General features: G+C 62.8%; 15 protein-coding genes. 10 read left to right on the forward strand and 5 right to left on the reverse strand.

Annotation, left to right across the window (positions count from 1 at the left end; genetic code table 11):
- Window positions 1-147: 147 nt before the first annotated feature.
- On the reverse strand, window positions 148-1,818 hold the full coding sequence (locus PSH86_RS03475) for a PleD family two-component system response regulator (RefSeq protein WP_116834085.1): 1,671 nt from the start codon (window positions 1,816-1,818) through the stop codon (window positions 148-150).
- A 285-nt stretch (window positions 1,819-2,103) separates the two neighbouring features.
- Between PSH86_RS03475 and PSH86_RS03480 the strand changes: the two genes are divergently transcribed.
- The 6 genes from PSH86_RS03480 to PSH86_RS03505 all read left to right on the forward strand — a co-directional run bounded on the left by PSH86_RS03480 (window position 2,104) and on the right by PSH86_RS03505 (window position 8,767).
- On the forward strand, window positions 2,104-3,171 hold the full coding sequence (locus tag PSH86_RS03480; protein ID WP_109752262.1) for a DUF2333 family protein: 1,068 nt from the start codon (window positions 2,104-2,106) through the stop codon (window positions 3,169-3,171).
- 3 nt (window positions 3,172-3,174) lie between these two features.
- Window positions 3,175-3,732: an NUDIX hydrolase gene (locus tag PSH86_RS03485; protein WP_109752263.1), complete on the forward strand. Its 558-nt coding sequence runs from the start codon at window positions 3,175-3,177 to the stop codon at window positions 3,730-3,732.
- Window positions 3,733-3,900: 168 nt separating this feature from the next.
- Window positions 3,901-4,272: a translation initiation factor Sui1 gene (locus PSH86_RS03490; protein ID WP_109752265.1), complete on the forward strand. Its 372-nt coding sequence runs from the start codon at window positions 3,901-3,903 to the stop codon at window positions 4,270-4,272.
- A 211-nt stretch (window positions 4,273-4,483) separates the two neighbouring features.
- Window positions 4,484-6,397, forward strand: a complete 1,914-nt coding sequence (gene speA / locus PSH86_RS03495) for an arginine decarboxylase (RefSeq protein WP_109752267.1) — start codon at window positions 4,484-4,486, stop codon at window positions 6,395-6,397.
- 268 nt (window positions 6,398-6,665) lie between these two features.
- Window positions 6,666-7,973: a type VI secretion system Vgr family protein gene (locus PSH86_RS03500; RefSeq protein ID WP_109752269.1), complete on the forward strand. Its 1,308-nt coding sequence runs from the start codon at window positions 6,666-6,668 to the stop codon at window positions 7,971-7,973.
- Window positions 7,970-8,767: a DUF4123 domain-containing protein gene (locus PSH86_RS03505; RefSeq protein WP_305487877.1), complete on the forward strand. Its 798-nt coding sequence runs from the start codon at window positions 7,970-7,972 to the stop codon at window positions 8,765-8,767. Before PSH86_RS03500 ends, PSH86_RS03505 begins: the two co-directional genes overlap by 4 nt.
- A 3-nt stretch (window positions 8,768-8,770) precedes the next feature.
- Here PSH86_RS03505 and PSH86_RS03510 read toward each other — a convergent pair whose 3' ends face one another.
- Window positions 8,771-10,120 (reverse strand): MATE family efflux transporter, encoded by a 1,350-nt coding sequence (locus PSH86_RS03510; protein WP_163855478.1) that lies wholly within the window; start codon window positions 10,118-10,120, stop codon window positions 8,771-8,773.
- Window positions 10,121-10,350: 230 nt separating this feature from the next.
- Window positions 10,351-10,644: a hypothetical protein gene (locus PSH86_RS03515; RefSeq protein WP_003197447.1), complete on the reverse strand. Its 294-nt coding sequence runs from the start codon at window positions 10,642-10,644 to the stop codon at window positions 10,351-10,353.
- A 164-nt stretch (window positions 10,645-10,808) separates the two neighbouring features.
- Here PSH86_RS03515 and PSH86_RS03520 point away from each other — a divergent pair, with 164 nt between their 5' ends.
- From PSH86_RS03520 to PSH86_RS03535, 4 genes are read left to right on the forward strand one after another with little or no spacing between them, the layout of a single operon-like run.
- Complete coding sequence (locus PSH86_RS03520; RefSeq protein WP_003186192.1) at window positions 10,809-11,114, forward strand: MazG-like family protein; 306 nt, start codon at window positions 10,809-10,811, stop codon at window positions 11,112-11,114.
- On the forward strand, window positions 11,111-11,860 hold the full coding sequence (locus PSH86_RS03525; protein ID WP_305487880.1) for a methyltransferase: 750 nt from the start codon (window positions 11,111-11,113) through the stop codon (window positions 11,858-11,860). Before PSH86_RS03520 ends, PSH86_RS03525 begins: the two co-directional genes overlap by 4 nt.
- A 25-nt stretch (window positions 11,861-11,885) precedes the next feature.
- Window positions 11,886-12,503, forward strand: a complete 618-nt coding sequence (locus PSH86_RS03530) for a DUF4136 domain-containing protein (protein ID WP_176688703.1) — start codon at window positions 11,886-11,888, stop codon at window positions 12,501-12,503.
- Window positions 12,504-12,523: 20 nt separating this feature from the next.
- On the forward strand, window positions 12,524-13,081 hold the full coding sequence (locus PSH86_RS03535) for a DUF4136 domain-containing protein (protein WP_109752278.1): 558 nt from the start codon (window positions 12,524-12,526) through the stop codon (window positions 13,079-13,081).
- A gap of 209 nt (window positions 13,082-13,290) precedes the next feature.
- Here PSH86_RS03535 and PSH86_RS03540 read toward each other — a convergent pair whose 3' ends face one another.
- Window positions 13,291-14,145, reverse strand: a complete 855-nt coding sequence (locus PSH86_RS03540) for a MaoC family dehydratase (protein WP_116834090.1) — start codon at window positions 14,143-14,145, stop codon at window positions 13,291-13,293.
- A 2-nt stretch (window positions 14,146-14,147) separates the two neighbouring features.
- Complete coding sequence (locus PSH86_RS03545; RefSeq protein WP_109752282.1) at window positions 14,148-15,500, reverse strand: 3-oxoacyl-ACP reductase; 1,353 nt, start codon at window positions 15,498-15,500, stop codon at window positions 14,148-14,150.
- Window positions 15,501-15,602 lie beyond the last annotated feature (102 nt).

A 15,602-nucleotide genomic window follows, 5' to 3' on the forward strand; every position in this document is an offset into this window, starting at 1 on the left:
AGGGCGATCTGCGACCACCATAGCGTGGCCCCAAGACCCAGGCACACGGTAACGAGAAGAAGGGTGTTGAGATTGGTCAGCAGCTTCAGGCGCATCAAGGGTCTACCAAGGGCAGAATCGTAAGTGCCTGAATTTATTGCGCTTGCGTTACAGGTTTATGACCGAATCGGTCGATTCCGATGAAAAGGTGGCACTTTGCTTTGATTGCCGGGCGCTCTGTACCCGATTGCGCCCGGCGTGCTTGGCGCGATACAGCGCTTCGTCCGCCTGGCTGGCCATCATCAGGCTGTCGGAGTCATCGCTCATCTCCACCACGCCGGCGCTGAAGGTGCACCACAAATCCTGGGGCTGGGCCGGATAGTGGATTTCGGCAAAGCGCTGGCGAATTTCATCCAGCACCTTGCAGGCGGCGTCGATATCGGTGTCGGGCATGACGATGGCGAATTCTTCGCCGCCGTAACGGCCGATGAAATCGGTCTTGCGCAGGCGCTGCTTGAGAAACAGCGCCAGGCTCTTGATCACCCGGTCGCCCATGGGATGGCCGTGGCTGTCATTGACTCGTTTGAAATGGTCGATGTCGAGCATGGCGAAGCTCAGGGGCTTGCCTTCGCGTCGAGCGCGGAAGCTGCAATCCTCGAGCAACTGGAGGATATGGGTGTGGTTGTACAGGCCGGTGAGGCTGTCGCGCACCATCCGCGCCTTGAGGTTGCGCGCCCGGGCGGCACGGTTGCGCACGGTGGTGATCAGGTGCCGGGGCTTGATCGGTTTGGTCAGGAAGTCGTCGCCGCCTTCGCTCATGGCGTCGAGTTGTTTGTCCAGGTCGTCTTCGGCGGACAGGTAGATGATCGGCACGCTGACATAACGGTCGTTATGGCGAATCACCTTGGCCAGCTCCGTGCCGGTGCAGGCCGGCATGTACATGTCGAGGATGATCAGGTCGGGCTGGAAGTCCGCCAGTTCGGCCATGGCCTGGATGGGTTCGATCAGCGTGCGAGTGATGATGCCGGCGCTGTTGAGCAAGCGTTCGGTGTGCATGGCCTGGGCGCGGGAGTCATCGATGATCAGCACTTTGTATGGATCGTACTGGGCGACGCAGGTCAGCACTTCGATCTTTTCCAGCAGGCTCGAGGCTTCGAGGGTGCCGGTGAGAAATTCCTGGCCACCGGCGCGCACCGCGGCCAGGCGTGTCGGCGTGTCGGTTTCCAACAGGCTGAAGAACAACAGTGGCAGCGGTTGTTCCAGGCCTTCCTGGGCTTCGGCGGCCAGTTTCAGGCCGGCGCCGGGGCCGCTGAAATCCACATCCATGACGATCGCTGCCGGCAGACGCTCGACCATCGCGGCCCGGAACGCCGCGACATTGTCCAGCGCCTGGGCGCTGAGGCCGAAGAACTCCAGCTGTTTGGCCAGGCGCTCGGCGCGGTCATGGTCCTGCAGCAACACGTAGATGGGTTTGCGCAGCGGTGGCAGGAAGGTTTGTTCGAGCTGGTCGCCGTGGCGCAGGCCGGTACGAGACAAGCGCTGCATCAAGCGGTTGATTTCGGTGATCAAGTGGCTGCTCAGGCGTCCGCGATTGGCGTCCACCGCTTGCAACGACTGGCTGATGCCTTGGGCCAGTTGGGAATGCTCGGGCTGTTCGAAGCGCTCGGCAAAGCGCAGCAAGCGCAGATTGGCCTCGCTGAGCTCCGCCAGGTCGGTGCTTGACCACTCAGTGCGTTGCAGGCGCTGCCAAATCTCCAGGATCTGACGAGCCTGATGAATTACCCGCTGGGCAAAGTGGTGCTTGAGGCGCTCACGGCTGGGGTCTTCTGGCTCGGTCATATCCTGACAACTAGTTAGGGTGCATGCTGAGGTCGACTGGTGGCTCTATGCTAGCACCTCTTTTCACCCACATGAGTGTCATACGTCAATAATCTGTCCTGGCACGAAATTCAGTTTGTGACCGGTCAGTCTCATAGGCCGCTGGCAGCGCTTCCTTTATAGTGCCGGTTCGACTGCCCTGTCGTGGCCGGCATGATTGGTGGCGCATTATCGCGTTTCAAATCAGGCACGATGGCGTAGGGTTGTGGTCGAACCGTGAACTCAAGTGATTGAAGGGATATCGCCATGCTGGACTGGAAAAACCGCGCGGGCAGCGCGCCTGAACGTGCCGCCGAGCCGAAATCGGAGGCCCGCAGCTACCTGGGCGGGCTTTTTTTCAGCCGCGCACTGGCTACGCTGATCGGCCTCTACCTGTTGGTGACCATTGCCGTCGGCTGGTATTGGAGCCAGGAGCCCGCGCTGTTCCCGGTGCAGCAGAACGCCCAGGCCGCGGCCGAGAAAGATGGCCGGCAAATGGTGGTGGGCTACACCACGGTCGAGACGCTCAAGACGGTGGCCGGGACCCTGCTGACCAAGCCGGGTGGCTACATCTCCAATGACCGCTTCCCGCCAGGCCTGTGGATGGACAACATGCCGAGCTGGGAATATGGCGTGCTGGTGCAGGTCCGCGACCTGAGCCGTGCCCTGCGCAAGGACTTCGCCCGTTCCCAGTCCCAGTCCGCCGAGGACGCCGACCTGGCCAAGGCCGAGCCGCGCTTCAACTTCGACAACCGCAGTTGGGTGCTGCCCTCCAGTGAGTCTGAGTATCAGGAAGGCATCAACTCCCTGAGCCGCTATCAGGCGCGCCTGTCCGACCCAAGCCAGAAAAGTGCACTGTTCTACGCCCGTGCCGACAACCTGAACAACTGGCTGGGGGATGTCGGCACTCGCCTGGGTTCGTTGTCCCAGCGCCTGTCGGCCAGCGTTGGCCGGGTCAAGCTCAACACCTCGCTGAAAACCGAAGTTCCGGCCCCGGGCCAGGTGCCGCAGGTGGATGAAGAGGTGGTCGAGACCCCGTGGCTGCAAATCGATAACGTGTTCTACGAGGCCCGCGGTCAGGCTTGGGCGCTGTCGCACCTGCTGCGCGCCATCGAAGTGGACTTCGCCGATGTACTGGCAAAAAAGAACGCCACGGTCAGCGTGCGGCAGATCATTCGTGAACTGGAAGCGTCCCAGGAACCTGTCTGGAGCCCGATGATCCTCAACGGCAGCGGCTTCGGTGTATTGGCTAACCACTCGCTGGTCATGGCCAACTATATTTCCCGGGCCAACGCAGCGGTCATCGACTTGCGGCAATTGCTGAACCAGGGCTGATACATGAGCGAAAGCCCCCGGGAGGTCGCTCACCGAGTGGCCTCGGATGCCGAATTGATCGCGTGGGTCGATGAGCAGGACAACCTGCTTGGCAGCCTGGTGCGTTCAGAGCTGCGCGAACGCGGCCTGATCGGACGTGGCACCTACATCATGCTGTTCAACTCGGCCGGTGAGCTCTGCGTGCACCGGCGTACCCTGAGCAAGGCCATTTACCCCGGTTTCTGGGACGTGGCGGCGGGTGGCATGGTGCAGGCCGATGAGACCTATGCCGAATCGGCCGCCCGTGAGCTAGCGGAGGAATTGGGTGTGAGCGGCGTGGAACTGACCGCCCACGACCATTTTTATTTCGAAGACCCCGGCAGTCGCCTGTGGTGCTCGGCGTTCTCGGCGGTGTGGGACGGCCCGCTGGTCCTGCAACCGGAAGAAGTCCTCGAGGCGCGTTTCCTGCCGCTCGAACAGGTGCTCGATGAAATCCAGCGCAAGCCCTACTGCCCGGACTCTTTGGCGGCGCTCGAACGCTATTTGCGGGTCCATGGCGACGGCGTCGCAAAGAAGCTATAAATTGGCGCTGATTGGCCCTTAGCAAGTCGGCTTTTTGCCGTTACACTGCGCGACTTTTCAAGCTGAACCGTCTCTGCGGTCCAGTAGCGCTGCCCCTGCCTGAGTGGGGTTTCGCGGTCGAGGCACGTTCCCCCTCGGCCAGTCTTTGTCCTCCCAAGAGGATTGCCGGTGGCCAAAAAAGCCGCATCCTTCGCCGCCCTGGGCGGCCTGGTATTTTCTACCGACGCCGGTCGTCATTGTCCTGATTGCCGTCAACCGGTGAATGCCTGCATCTGCAAACAGACCGCCATCCCTGAAGGTGACGGCATTGCGCGCGTGCGCCGTGAAAGCAAAGGCCGCGGTGGCAAGACAGTGACCACGATCACCGGCGTGCCGTTGGCCGAAGATGCGCTCAAGGAACTGGCCACCACGTTGAAGAAACGCTGTGGCACCGGTGGCGCATTGAAAGACGGCGTCATCGAGATCCAGGGTGATCACGTCGAACTGCTGCTGGCGGAACTGGTCAAGCACGGTTTCAAGGCAAAGAAATCCGGCGGCTAGCAGCCTCTGTGAAAACCACCCTCGGCTTGACCCGAACCCCACGTTCGAGGTCGCCCGCATGGTTTTCACAGAGCCTGTTCTGAACGGGTTTCTAAACTCATCGCTGGGAGCAGGGTCTACCTTGCTAACAGGCAATTCGTCATTTTCACTCTCTAGACTGCCCCAGCCTCCGACCGGATGGTGCATTTTGACTTTTTTATAGGGGACTTCGATGTCCGTACGACGCACACGCAAAGACGATGGCAGCCAATGGACAGTTGCGGACAGCCGCAGTGTTTACGGGATTCGCCATTGGGGGGCCGGGTATTTCGCGATCAATGAAGCCGGTCGCGTCGAAGTCCGCCCGAACGGTCCCGGCAGCTCGCCCATCGACCTGTTCGAGCAAGTCGATCAGTTGCGCCAGAGCGGCCTGTCGCTGCCCTTGCTGGTGCGCTTTCCCGACATCCTGCAAGACCGTGTACGCCAGCTCACCGGTGCCTTCGACAGCAACATCGCGCGCCTGGAATACCAGAGCAAGTACACCGCGCTCTATCCGATCAAGGTCAACCAGCAAGAAGCGGTGATCGAGAACATCATCGCCACCCAGAACGTCTCCATCGGCCTGGAAGCCGGCTCCAAGCCGGAGTTGCTGGCGGTGCTGGCCCTGGCGCCGAAGGGCGGCACCATCGTCTGCAACGGCTACAAGGATCGTGAGTTCATCCGCCTGGCGCTGATGGGCCAGAAGCTGGGCCACAATGTATTCATCGTCATCGAGAAAGAGTCCGAAGTCGGTCTGGTGATCGAAGAGGCTGCGGCGCTCAAGGTCAAGCCACAGGTTGGCCTGCGGGTGCGCCTGTCGTCCCTGGCATCGAGCAAGTGGGCTGATACCGGTGGCGAGAAATCCAAGTTCGGCTTGTCTGCCGCGCAACTGTTGTCGGTGGTCGAGCGCTTCCGCGCGGCCGGCCTGGACCAGGGCATTCGCCTGCTGCACTTCCACATGGGCTCGCAGATCGCCAACCTGGCGGACTACCAGCACGGCTTCAAGGAAGCGATCCGTTACTACGGTGAACTGCGCAACCTCGGCCTGCCGGTGGATCACATCGACGTCGGCGGTGGCCTCGGCGTGGACTACGACGGCACCCACTCGCGCAACGCCAGTTCGATCAACTACGACATGGACGATTACGCCGGTGTCGTGGTCGGCATGCTCAAGGAGTTCTGCGATGCCCAGAGTTTGCCGCATCCGCACATCTTCTCCGAAAGCGGCCGCTCGCTGACCGCCCACCACGCCATGCTGGTGGTGCAGGTGACCGACGTCGAGAAACACAACGATGACGTGCCGGTGATCGAAAACAAGGAAAGCCTGCCGGAAACCGTGCAATGGCTGGTTGACCTGCTGGGCCCGACCGATATCGAGATGGTCACCGAGACCTACTGGCGCGCCACTCACTACATGAGCGATGTGGCGACCCAGTATGCCGATGGCAAGTTGACCCTGGCTGAAAAAGCCTTGGCCGAGCAGTGCTACTTCGCGGTGTGCCGTCGCCTGCACAACTCGTTGAAGGCCCGCCAGCGTTCTCATCGGCAAGTGCTGGATGAGCTCAACGACAAGCTGGCCGACAAATACATCTGCAACTTCTCGGTGTTCCAGAGCCTGCCGGATACCTGGGCCATCGGCCAGGTGCTGCCGATCCTGCCGTTGCATCGCCTGGACGAAGAGCCGCTGCGTCGCGCCGTGCTGCAAGACCTGACCTGCGATTCCGACGGCAAGATCAAGCAGTACGTCGACGAACAGAGCATCGAGACCAGCCTGCCGGTTCACGGTCTCAATCCAGGTGAAGACTACTTGCTGGGCATTTTCCTGGTGGGCGCCTACCAGGAAATCCTCGGTGACATGCACAACCTGTTCGGTGACACCGACTCGGTGAACATCTACCAGAACGCCGATGGCAGCGTGTATCACGCCGGTATCGAAACCCACGACACCATCGAAGACATGCTGCGCTACGTGCACTTGTCGCCGGAGGAGTTGATGACTCACTACCGCGACAAGTGCGCCAGCGCCCGCATCAGCGCCGCCGAACGTACCCAGTTCCTCGATGCCTTGCGCCTGGGGTTGACACGTTCGTCCTACCTGTCGTCTTGATGGGCAAGTTTGTGGCGAGGGACTCACCCTTTTAACTGATCGGCAACGCCCTCCGGAGCTGTCAGAAAAGACACCGCATGTTGCGGGTTTTTTCGGATAGTTCCGGAGGGCGTTTTTGTTTGCGCCACGGCTATTTCCTCCCTCCGGTGCGTTTAACCGGCGATGTCCTTATTTCGTGTAGTCCCTTTCCTAACTTGTACTTGGCCCCTCTACTCGGCCATGGCTCTCGGCGAGAATCCCCGACCGCCCCTCCTGTAGAGAAACGCCGATGTCCGATCCAGCCAGCGAACCAGCATTTCGTCTGGAGATAGCCGGTCTGCCCGAGCCCGTTGACGTCGTGGCTTTCACGGGTAGCGAAACCATCAGCGAACCCTTCGTTTATGAAGCGCAGCTGTTGTTGCCCGATGCGAACCTGGACTTGGCGGGCCTGCTATACCGCAGCGTCTGGCTGAGCTTCGGGGCCCCAGGCCGGGGCATTCATGGGCAGCTTCATGAGTTGGTCCAACACCCTCATGGCGCCGGCTGCCGGGTGCGTATCGGACCGAAGCTGGCCTGTCTGGCGCAGCGCTTCAGCCAGCGGGTCTTCAGCGCCCGCTCGGTGCCGCAGATCATTCGCCAGGTGCTCAAGGCCCATGGCATCAGCGGCCGCGGCCTGTGCCTGGACTTGATTGGTGATTATCCGCCACAGGACTTCTGTACCCAGTATCGGGAATCGGACTTGCAGTTTCTTCAACGCGTATGCGCCCAGGCAGGCATTCATTTTCATTTCGAACACACCCAGGACGGACACTGCCTGGTGTTCGCCGACAATGCCCACAGTTTTCCCCCCGTCGGTACAGCGGTTTACGCGGACGACGAGGCGACTGCCGCAGTGCGGACCTTCAGCGTGCAGACCGATGTGTCGGGGGAGCAGGTCGCCCAGGGCCGCAGCGATTTGATGAACCTGCATGGTGGTCGAATGTTGTCGCTGACGGCTCATCCTTTTGCTGGCTGGAACCGGCGCTGGCTGTTGACGAAGGTCGAGCACCGGGTGCAGGCGGGGGTGTACGGCAATCATTTCAAAGCCATTCCCCGGGGCGTGCTGTTCGTGCCGGATAAGATCCCGGCAAAACCACGGATGGTGAGCCGGCAACGCGGCTGGGTCGTGGCAGTGGACGAGCCGCCGGCGCTGGGGGCAGGGCGTGTGGCGGTGCAGTTTGACTGGGTCTACCAGGGCGAAGGTTCCAGCCCCAGTCATTGCTGGCTACCCTTGGCGCCCGAACTGGTCGCGGGCGGAGCGGGCGCCCTGTGTGACGGCACCGAGGTGTTGGTGAGCTTTATCGAAGGCGATCCGGATCGGCCATTGATCAGTGCATTTCTGGACGCGCCTGTCTCAGGGGAGGTTGCGGATGAATCATCCTCAGGCGAAACATTTGTGCAGTCTGTTGCCGATCCGCTCCTGTTGTCTGCAATCCGCGACGCCGAGCCGCTGGTCTTGTTGTGCCTGTTGCCCGAAGGCGGGCCTTTCAGCCCCTGCGCCCAACCGCTGTGCACCTGCCGTATGCTCATGGGGCGTGGCGCGGGCGTTGCTCGATGAGTGCCGCCGTCCTGCCTGGATCAACGCCACAATGGCTGTTGCTCGACGTACCGAGTGCGCCTGCAGCCGCACGGCTGGTGCACGGGCAGTTCGCCAAGGCACGGTGCTTTGCCCTGTTTGAAGGTACCGAGCTGCATGGGCTGCGAGAGCACGGCCCGCTGCTGGTGGATCTGCGTCAATCGCCTGCGCTGGTCAGCCTCTGTCACCTGGACCCACGTTCCTGGCCGGGGCTGCTGTTGGTCAGCTCATCGCCCGCCGAGCAATTGCTGGCGCATCTGCGGCGCATGCTGACGGTGACGCTAGGCCTGCATCACAAAGCCTTGTTGAGCTACTACAACCCGCACATCGCCAGCTATTTCTTCGACGGCTGCGACCCTCGGGAGCTCAGTTGCTGGCTGGGTCCGGTCAGTCTGTTGCGCTGGTTTGGTGGCACCTGGGCCGACCGGGCGATCGGCAGCCAGGGGTGGCAACAACTGTCCAACCCGGGGCTGCCGGTGGCGGCGCTGGAGACGGAGCACAGCCTCAGCGATCGACAGCAGAGCCAGTTGCAACGATGCCTGCTGGAGCGTCATGCCTGGCAATGGTCCCGTGCCACCGGGCGTGATTACCGTCGGCTCTGGGAGGATTTGCAGCAGGGACTGACGCTGGGGTTTACCGAGCGGACAGTGCTCGATGACTGGCTGTGGCTGCGCCTGCAATACCCCGAGGCCCGGCCGGTGCCGGACTTGGTGGGCGGTTCGCAGCGTGAACGGCTCGATCAGTTGCGACGGCGTTGGCAGGACGGCCAGGATTGAACGTTACTGGGCTGACGCGCCGAGCCAGCGGTCGTGTCGCTGCAAGCGCCAGGCGAAAGCGCCGAGGGTCAGGCTGCGCAAGGCCATGAACAGCAGGAAGGTGATCCACAACCCATGGTTGCCCAACCCTTGCAGCGCCCAAGCGATTGGCAGCACCAGCAGCAATGTCAGCAGCATGCCATTGCGCATTTCCCGGGCGCGGGTGGCGCCGATGAACAGCCCGTCGAGCAAGTAACTCCAGACCGCAATCAGTGGCAGGGCCGCGAGGTAAGGCAAGTAGCGGTAAGCGGTATCGCGCACGTCGGGGATGTTGGTCTGCATGTCGATGAACAAGTGGCCGGCGAGCAGGAACAGCAATGCGAAGCCCAGGCTTGCAATCAGCGACCAGCCACACGCCACCACCAGCGAGCGGCGCAGTGCCAGGCGGTCGCGGGCGCCAATGGCATGGCCGCACAGCGCTTCGACGGCATGGGCCAGGCCGTCCAGGGCATGGGCTGTCAGCAACAGGCCGTTGAGCAGCAAGGCATTGGCCGCCACGGTCGCATCCCCCAGGCGCGCGCCTTGCACGGTGATGAGGAAAAACACCGCTTGCAGCGCCAGGCTGCGAATGAAAATGTCCCGGTTCACGGCCAGCAGCGGGCGCCAGTTCTGCCACAGTCCCAGGGCGGCCCAGGCCACCTGTCCGGGCCAGGCGCGCAGTGTGTGGCGGGCCAGCGCCAGGCCGACCAGCGCGCCGGTCCACTCGGCGATTACCGAGGCCCGGGCCGAGCCGGTCACACCCCAGTCCAGGCCGATCACGAACCACAGGTTCAGGGCGATGTTGACCAGGTTGGTCACCAGCAGGATCGCCAACGGCGCCCGGGCATTCTGGGCACCGAGAAACCAGCCCACCAGCGCATAGCTGGCCAGCGCCGCCGGCAAGCCGAAGAGCCGGGTGTGGAAGAAGTCACGGGTCAATTGGTTGAGCTCGGCGGACGGCTGCATGAAGTGTAACGCCACGTCGCTCAATGGCACGCCGACGGCACCGAGCAGCACCGCCAGCCCCATCGCCAATAGCAGGCCTTGCAGTAACACTTGCCGCAATGCCGCGCCGTCACCACGCCCGGCGGCCTGGGCGGCGAACCCGGTGGTGCCCATGCGCAAGAAACCCATGGCCCAGGCCAACACCGTATACAGACTCGCCCCGACCGCCACCGCGCCCAACTGATGAGCATGGGGCAAATGGCCGATGACGGTGCTGTCCACCAGCGCCACCAGCGGCACGGAAATGTTGGAGAGAATCATCGGCGCAGCCAGCGCCCAGACCCGACGATGGGTCAGGCGGTCGCGCCAGTCGGTGATCAGGTTGGACATGCGGGCTCCTTGATGGAGCGCGATTGTAGCGGGTTATGGTCTGATCGTTCTCCAGGGGATCCTGGACTCCTTGTGGCGAGGGGATTTATCCCCATTCTGTGGGAGCAAAGCTTGCTCGCGATCCAGGCGCCTCGGTTCCCTGGGAAACCGCGTCATATTCATCGCGGGCAAGCCTTGCTCCCACAGAGCATCCTCGCCACAAGGGGGTTGGCGCAGTATCGATCCCAGCCTTAGTGAATGATCCAACTCAACAGCCACAACCCCAGCACCAGCCAGATGATGCCCATGACGATCGAGGCCCGCATGAAGGCGCGGATGGCCGAGTACAGCAGCATCAGCCCGAGGATCAGCGCGATGATGCTGATGATCGAGGTGTCCATGCCCAGGGTGCGTGACAGCCCATCGACGAAGTTGCCGCCGGCATTGGCCAGGGTGTTGAAGAGACCGCTGAGCAGGTCGACGATGAACCGGATCACCGAACCGAGCGCCTGGCCGAGCCATTCGAAAAAGCTTTCTACCTGCATATGTGCATCCTGATGGGAGGGAGTTTGAGCCGAGCCGTTGGCTCCTGATTGTAGGAGCTGTGGCGGCCGAGTTGGTTCGATTATGGGGTAAACCGTCGCTTCCTACCGAGACTCTTGCCTTCCCCGGTCATCCCCCTGAAGCTATGCGTATTCAGGAGAACCCGATGAACCTTGTTGAACTGACCGAACGCCTGCATGCCATTCGTGACCGTAACGACTGGCGGCAATTCCACAGCCCGAAAAACCTCGCCATGGCCGCCAGTGTGGAAATGGCCGAACTGGTGGAAATTTTCCAGTGGCTGACCGAGGACCAGTCGCGCCAGTTGCCAGCGGACAAACTGGCCCACGCCGGGCAGGAGGTCGGTGACATCGTGTTGTACCTGTTGCTGCTGTGCAGCGAGCTGGGCCTGGACATGGACGCCGTGGTGCGCAGCAAACTGGCCGACAGCGAGCGGCGGTTCGGCCAATGAGCGACCGGCATTTCGATCAACTCGCCACGCGCTTTGCGGAAAAAATCTATGGTGGGGCCAAGGGCGCGATCCGTCTGGCGGTGCTTCAGGCCGATCTGCTGGAAACCTTGCCCCAACGTCCGCTGCGGGTGCTGGATATCGGCGCTGGCCTGGGCCATATGTCGTTGTGGCTGGCCGAGCGTGGCCACCAGGTGACCCTGGCCGAGCCGGCCGAGCCCATGCTCGAAGGCGCCCGCCAGCGCTTTGCCGATGCGGGCCAGAGCGCCACGTTCATCCAGGCGCCGTGGCAGGACCTGCTCGGCCAGCTCACTGAACCGTACGACTTGGTGCTGTGTCACGCGGTGCTGGAGTGGCTGGCCGAGCCCCATGCGATCCTGCCGGTGCTGCATCAACTCACGGCGCCTGGCGGTTGGCTGTCCCTGGCGTTCTACAACCGCGACGCGCTGATCTATCGCAATTTGCTCAAGGGGCATTTCCGCAAGTTGCGCAAGAACGACATGGCCGGCGAAAAACAGAGCCTGACGCCGCAACAACCCCTTGATCCGCGAGCATTGGCGGCGCAACTTGAAGGCCTGTGGCAGGTCGAAAGCCAGAGTGGCGTGCGGGTTTTCCATGACTACATGCCGGTGGAATTCCAGGGCCGCGTGGAGCTTGCGCAGTTGCTGGAAATGGAGCTGGCCCACCGTCGCCACCCGGCGTTTGCCGGGTTGGGGCGTTACCTGCACTGGATCTGCCGTCCCCTCTGATCGGAGGGGGCAATCGGAGAGCGAAATGAAAGGTCGTTCAGGGTTGTTGGTGCTGTGCCTGGGGCTGGTGGCCTGCCAGGGCAGCAACCCCTATGTCGCCACTTCCAACCCGCTGCCACCGGCGCCGCCCGAGGCCGCCACGGTGTTCGACCGCAGCGCCTACCCGGCGCCACCCCGTGATTATGGGCGCTATCGCAGTTGGGCCTGGCGCGACGGGCGCCTGCCCTCGGGTACCGCCTGGGCGGATTCGGCCCAGGTGGCCGAAGCGGTGAGCAATGCCCTGGACCAGCGTGGCCTGCGCCCGCTGCATGACAACCGGCCCGCCGACTTGTTCGTCAGCGCCGACCTGCGCCTGGAGACCCGCGTACGCCAGGTCCGGGACGACTACGATGCCGGTTACTACGGCGGCTATAACCGTTATGACCGCTATGGCCCGGGGTATGGCGTGTACCATCCGGTGCCGATGGTGCGCACGTATCAGGAGCAGGTCGTGGTGGTTCGGGTGGACTTGTTCGATGCCCGCACCGGGCAGCCGGTGTGGAGCGCCAGCGCCGAGACCGGCCAGCGTGGCAGCCAGAGCGAGCGTACCGACGCCATTCGCGAAGCGGTGGAAAAAGCCCTGTCGGCGTATCCCCCAAGTTGATTGCTCAACGGAGAAAAACCATGTTTCGCCGTCTTGCTCTACTGGCCTTCACCCTGCTGTTGGGCGCTTGTGCCTCTAACCAGGTCAACCATGACTTCGACACCAGCCGCGATTTCGCGGCGTACCGCAGCTGGAGCTGGAAAGAGCCGGCGCTGCAATATCGCCCTGATGACCCACGCATCAAGAGCGACCTGACCGAGCAGCGAATCCGCCAGGCGGTTACCGATCAACTCGATCAACGCGGCCTGCGCCCGGCTGCGGCTGGCGGGCGCGGCGATGTGCTGGTCCAGACCTATTTGATCGTCGAGGATCGCCAGCAGCAGGTCACGACTAATTATGGCGGCGGTTGGGGCGGCCCTTGGAATGGCTATTGGGGTGGGCCGATGTACAACGAAACCCGCAACATCAGCTACAAGGTCGCCACCGTGCAGATCGACCTGCTCGATGGCAAGGATGGCAAGCTGGTGTGGCGTGGCAGCGACGAACAACTGCTCAGCAACTCTCCCAACCCGACGGACCGCAACACGGCCGTGCGCGAGACAGTGGGGCGGATCCTGGCCAACTATCCACCGCGCTGACCAGGGTGCATTCAAGATGGAGGCGAGCAGGCTCGCTCCCACAAGGATTTTGTGGCGAACACTCGACCCGTGAACACCCCGGAACAAAACTGTGGGAGCGAGCCTGCTCGCGATGACGGCGGCCCATTCAACCCTGGGGCAAGCTGATCCACCGCTATCGCGAGCAGGCTCGCTCCCACAGGAATTCGCTGTGAACACCATCGACCTGCTCAGGCCACCGGCCGCCACTCTCCCACCATATGCTCCAGCGCCCCGGCCCCCACCAGTTGCAGTTGCCCACTGGACCCCGCCGCACTCGCCAGCAGCGTCACCTCGCTGGGCAGGCGTACCGGTTTCTTGAAGGTCACATCGATCTCGATGTTGGCCTCGGGCAAGTGATCATCCAACGCTGCAAGAGTCCTGGCCTTGTTCCACAGGCCATGGGCGATGGCAGTGGGGAAGCCGAACAAGCGGGCACTGAGGCCGCTCAGGTGGATCGGGTTGTAGTCGCCGGACACCTTGGCATATTGCCGGCCGATGTCGGCCGGTGCCGTCCAGCGGGCGACTTCGATCAAGGGCAGACTGGCCTGCGGTGAATCCTCCACGAGTGCTCCGTCGAGCTGGACACCTTTGCAAAGCATCTGGCTGCGGGCCTCCCACAGCGGCCCCAGTTGATCATCGAGGCCTGTCACCAGGTCGAATACCGCGCCCTTGGGGTGGGCCTGCAGGTTCTCGACATTGACGCTGGCCCGCACCTGGCCGACCCCGCCCATGGGCCGCAATACACGGATGCGGTTGCTCAAGTGGATCAGCCCCAGCAGCGGAAATGGAAAGTCCCGATCCGTAAGCAATTGCATCTGCAGGGCAAATGCCAAAACGTGGGGATAGGTCGGCGGCAGCAGTCCGTTATCGACGAAACCGCACACTTTGCGATAGGCCGCCAGGCGTTGCGGGTCGACCTGAAGCACCTGGCGCAAGCCTTTCTCGGGCAAGGTCGTTCCAGTGACCTTGCGCCGTGTCGCCGCTTTTGAATAGAGCCCGGACATGGATGGCGGGCTGCTGACCTCATGCCATTGGATCGTCATGCTCATGCTCCCAAAAGGCTTTGCCCGCATACCCGCAGGGCCTGTCCTGTCACCGCGCCTGTGCCCGGTTGCGCGAGCCAGGCCACGGCTTCGGCGACATCCTGGGGCAGGCCGCCCTGGCCCAGGGAACTCATGCGCCGCCCGGCTTCGCGCAAGGCGAAGGGAATCTCGGCGGTCATGCGCGTTTCGATGAAACCCGGCGCCACGGCATTGATGCTGATGCCCCGTGGTTGCAGCAGCGGCGCCCAGGCCTGGGCCAGGCCGATCAGCCCGGCCTTGCTCGCTGCATAGTTGGTTTGCCCACGGTTGCCGGCAATGCCGCTGATGGAGGCCAGCAGAACGACCCGGCCGTTGTCGCGCAGGGTGCCGCTGTCGAGCAGGGCCTTGGTCAGCACTTGCGGGGCATTGAGGTTGACGGCCAGCACCGCGTCCCAGAATTCCGGGGTCATGTTGGCGAGGGTCTTGTCCCGAGTGATGCCAGCGTTGTGCACCACGATGTCGATGCCGTCGGGGAGGTGCTCGATCAGTTGTGCGGCGGCGTCCTGGGCGCAGATATCCAGCGTGACGCTGCGCCCGCTCAAGCGTGCGGCCAGGGCGTCGAGGTCGGTCTTGGCCTGCGGCACGTCCAGCAGGATCACGTCGGCGCCATCACGGGCCAGGGTTTCGGCGATGGAAGCGCCGATCCCGCGGGCGGCACCGGTGACCAGTGCCTTGAGCCCGGTCAGCGGTCGGGTCCAGTCCTGGACCTGGGTGTCACAGGCGTTGAGGCGAATGACCTGCCCGGAGATGAAGGCGCTCTTGGGCGACAGGAAAAACCGCAATGCGCCTTCCAACTGAGCTTCGGCGCCGTCGCCGACGTACAGCAGTTGCAGCGTCCCACCGTGGCGCAGCTCTTTGGCCAGGGAACGGCTGAAACCCTCCAACGCCCGCTGGGCACTGGCGGCGAACGGGTCGGCAAGACGCTCTGGCGCGCGACCGAGGATGACGACATGGGCGCTGTGATCGAGGTTTTTCATCAGTGGCTGGAAAAATTCCCGCAGCTGCTTGAGCTGGTCGGCCTGCAGCAAATGGCTGGCGTCGTACACCACCGCCTTGATTTTCGGGCCATGGCCGGGGATCCACTCGGTGGCCAGGGTCGGCTCGCCGCCGTAGATGAAAATGCTGTCGGTCAGGCGCTTGGCAAACGTGCCGATCTGTTCGATCAACGGCCCGCCGCCCAGCAGCAATGCGCCTTCGATCGGCCGCAGCCGCCCGGCCTGCCAGCGTTCCAGGCGTACCGGCGATGGCAGGCCGAGGGACCCGACCATGCGCCGGCCAATGGGCGAATTGGCGAAGTCGATATAACGGTCAGACATGGAACACACTCCGGCTGATGAGGTTCCAAGTGTGGACCATGATTGGCAATCAGTCGTTCGATCGGCCAGATAAAGCCTAAGCTTGGGCAGGAACAGCGTCTT

The organism is Pseudomonas sp. FP2300 (genome assembly GCF_030687595.1).
Lineage (GTDB): Bacteria > Pseudomonadota > Gammaproteobacteria > Pseudomonadales > Pseudomonadaceae > Aquipseudomonas > Aquipseudomonas bijieensis.

What these genes read in the sequence shown, in the direction of transcription:
- PSH86_RS03475 (WP_116834085.1), bottom strand. Translation starts at nt 1,818, where the DNA reads ATGACCGAGCCAGAAGACCCCAGCCGTGAGCGCCTCAAGCACCACTTT.
- PSH86_RS03480 (WP_109752262.1), top strand. Translation starts at nt 2,104, where the DNA reads ATGCTGGACTGGAAAAACCGCGCGGGCAGCGCGCCTGAACGTGCCGCC.
- PSH86_RS03485 (WP_109752263.1), top strand. Translation starts at nt 3,175, where the DNA reads ATGAGCGAAAGCCCCCGGGAGGTCGCTCACCGAGTGGCCTCGGATGCC.
- speA (WP_109752267.1), top strand. Translation starts at nt 4,484, where the DNA reads ATGTCCGTACGACGCACACGCAAAGACGATGGCAGCCAATGGACAGTT.
- PSH86_RS03500 (WP_109752269.1), top strand. Translation starts at nt 6,666, where the DNA reads ATGTCCGATCCAGCCAGCGAACCAGCATTTCGTCTGGAGATAGCCGGT.
- PSH86_RS03505 (WP_305487877.1), top strand. Translation starts at nt 7,970, where the DNA reads ATGAGTGCCGCCGTCCTGCCTGGATCAACGCCACAATGGCTGTTGCTC.
- PSH86_RS03510 (WP_163855478.1), bottom strand. Translation starts at nt 10,120, where the DNA reads ATGTCCAACCTGATCACCGACTGGCGCGACCGCCTGACCCATCGTCGG.
- PSH86_RS03515 (WP_003197447.1), bottom strand. Translation starts at nt 10,644, where the DNA reads ATGCAGGTAGAAAGCTTTTTCGAATGGCTCGGCCAGGCGCTCGGTTCG.
- PSH86_RS03520 (WP_003186192.1), top strand. Translation starts at nt 10,809, where the DNA reads ATGAACCTTGTTGAACTGACCGAACGCCTGCATGCCATTCGTGACCGT.
- PSH86_RS03525 (WP_305487880.1), top strand. Translation starts at nt 11,111, where the DNA reads ATGAGCGACCGGCATTTCGATCAACTCGCCACGCGCTTTGCGGAAAAA.
- PSH86_RS03530 (WP_176688703.1), top strand. Translation starts at nt 11,886, where the DNA reads ATGAAAGGTCGTTCAGGGTTGTTGGTGCTGTGCCTGGGGCTGGTGGCC.
- PSH86_RS03535 (WP_109752278.1), top strand. Translation starts at nt 12,524, where the DNA reads ATGTTTCGCCGTCTTGCTCTACTGGCCTTCACCCTGCTGTTGGGCGCT.
- PSH86_RS03540 (WP_116834090.1), bottom strand. Translation starts at nt 14,145, where the DNA reads ATGACGATCCAATGGCATGAGGTCAGCAGCCCGCCATCCATGTCCGGG.
- PSH86_RS03545 (WP_109752282.1), bottom strand. Translation starts at nt 15,500, where the DNA reads ATGTCTGACCGTTATATCGACTTCGCCAATTCGCCCATTGGCCGGCGC.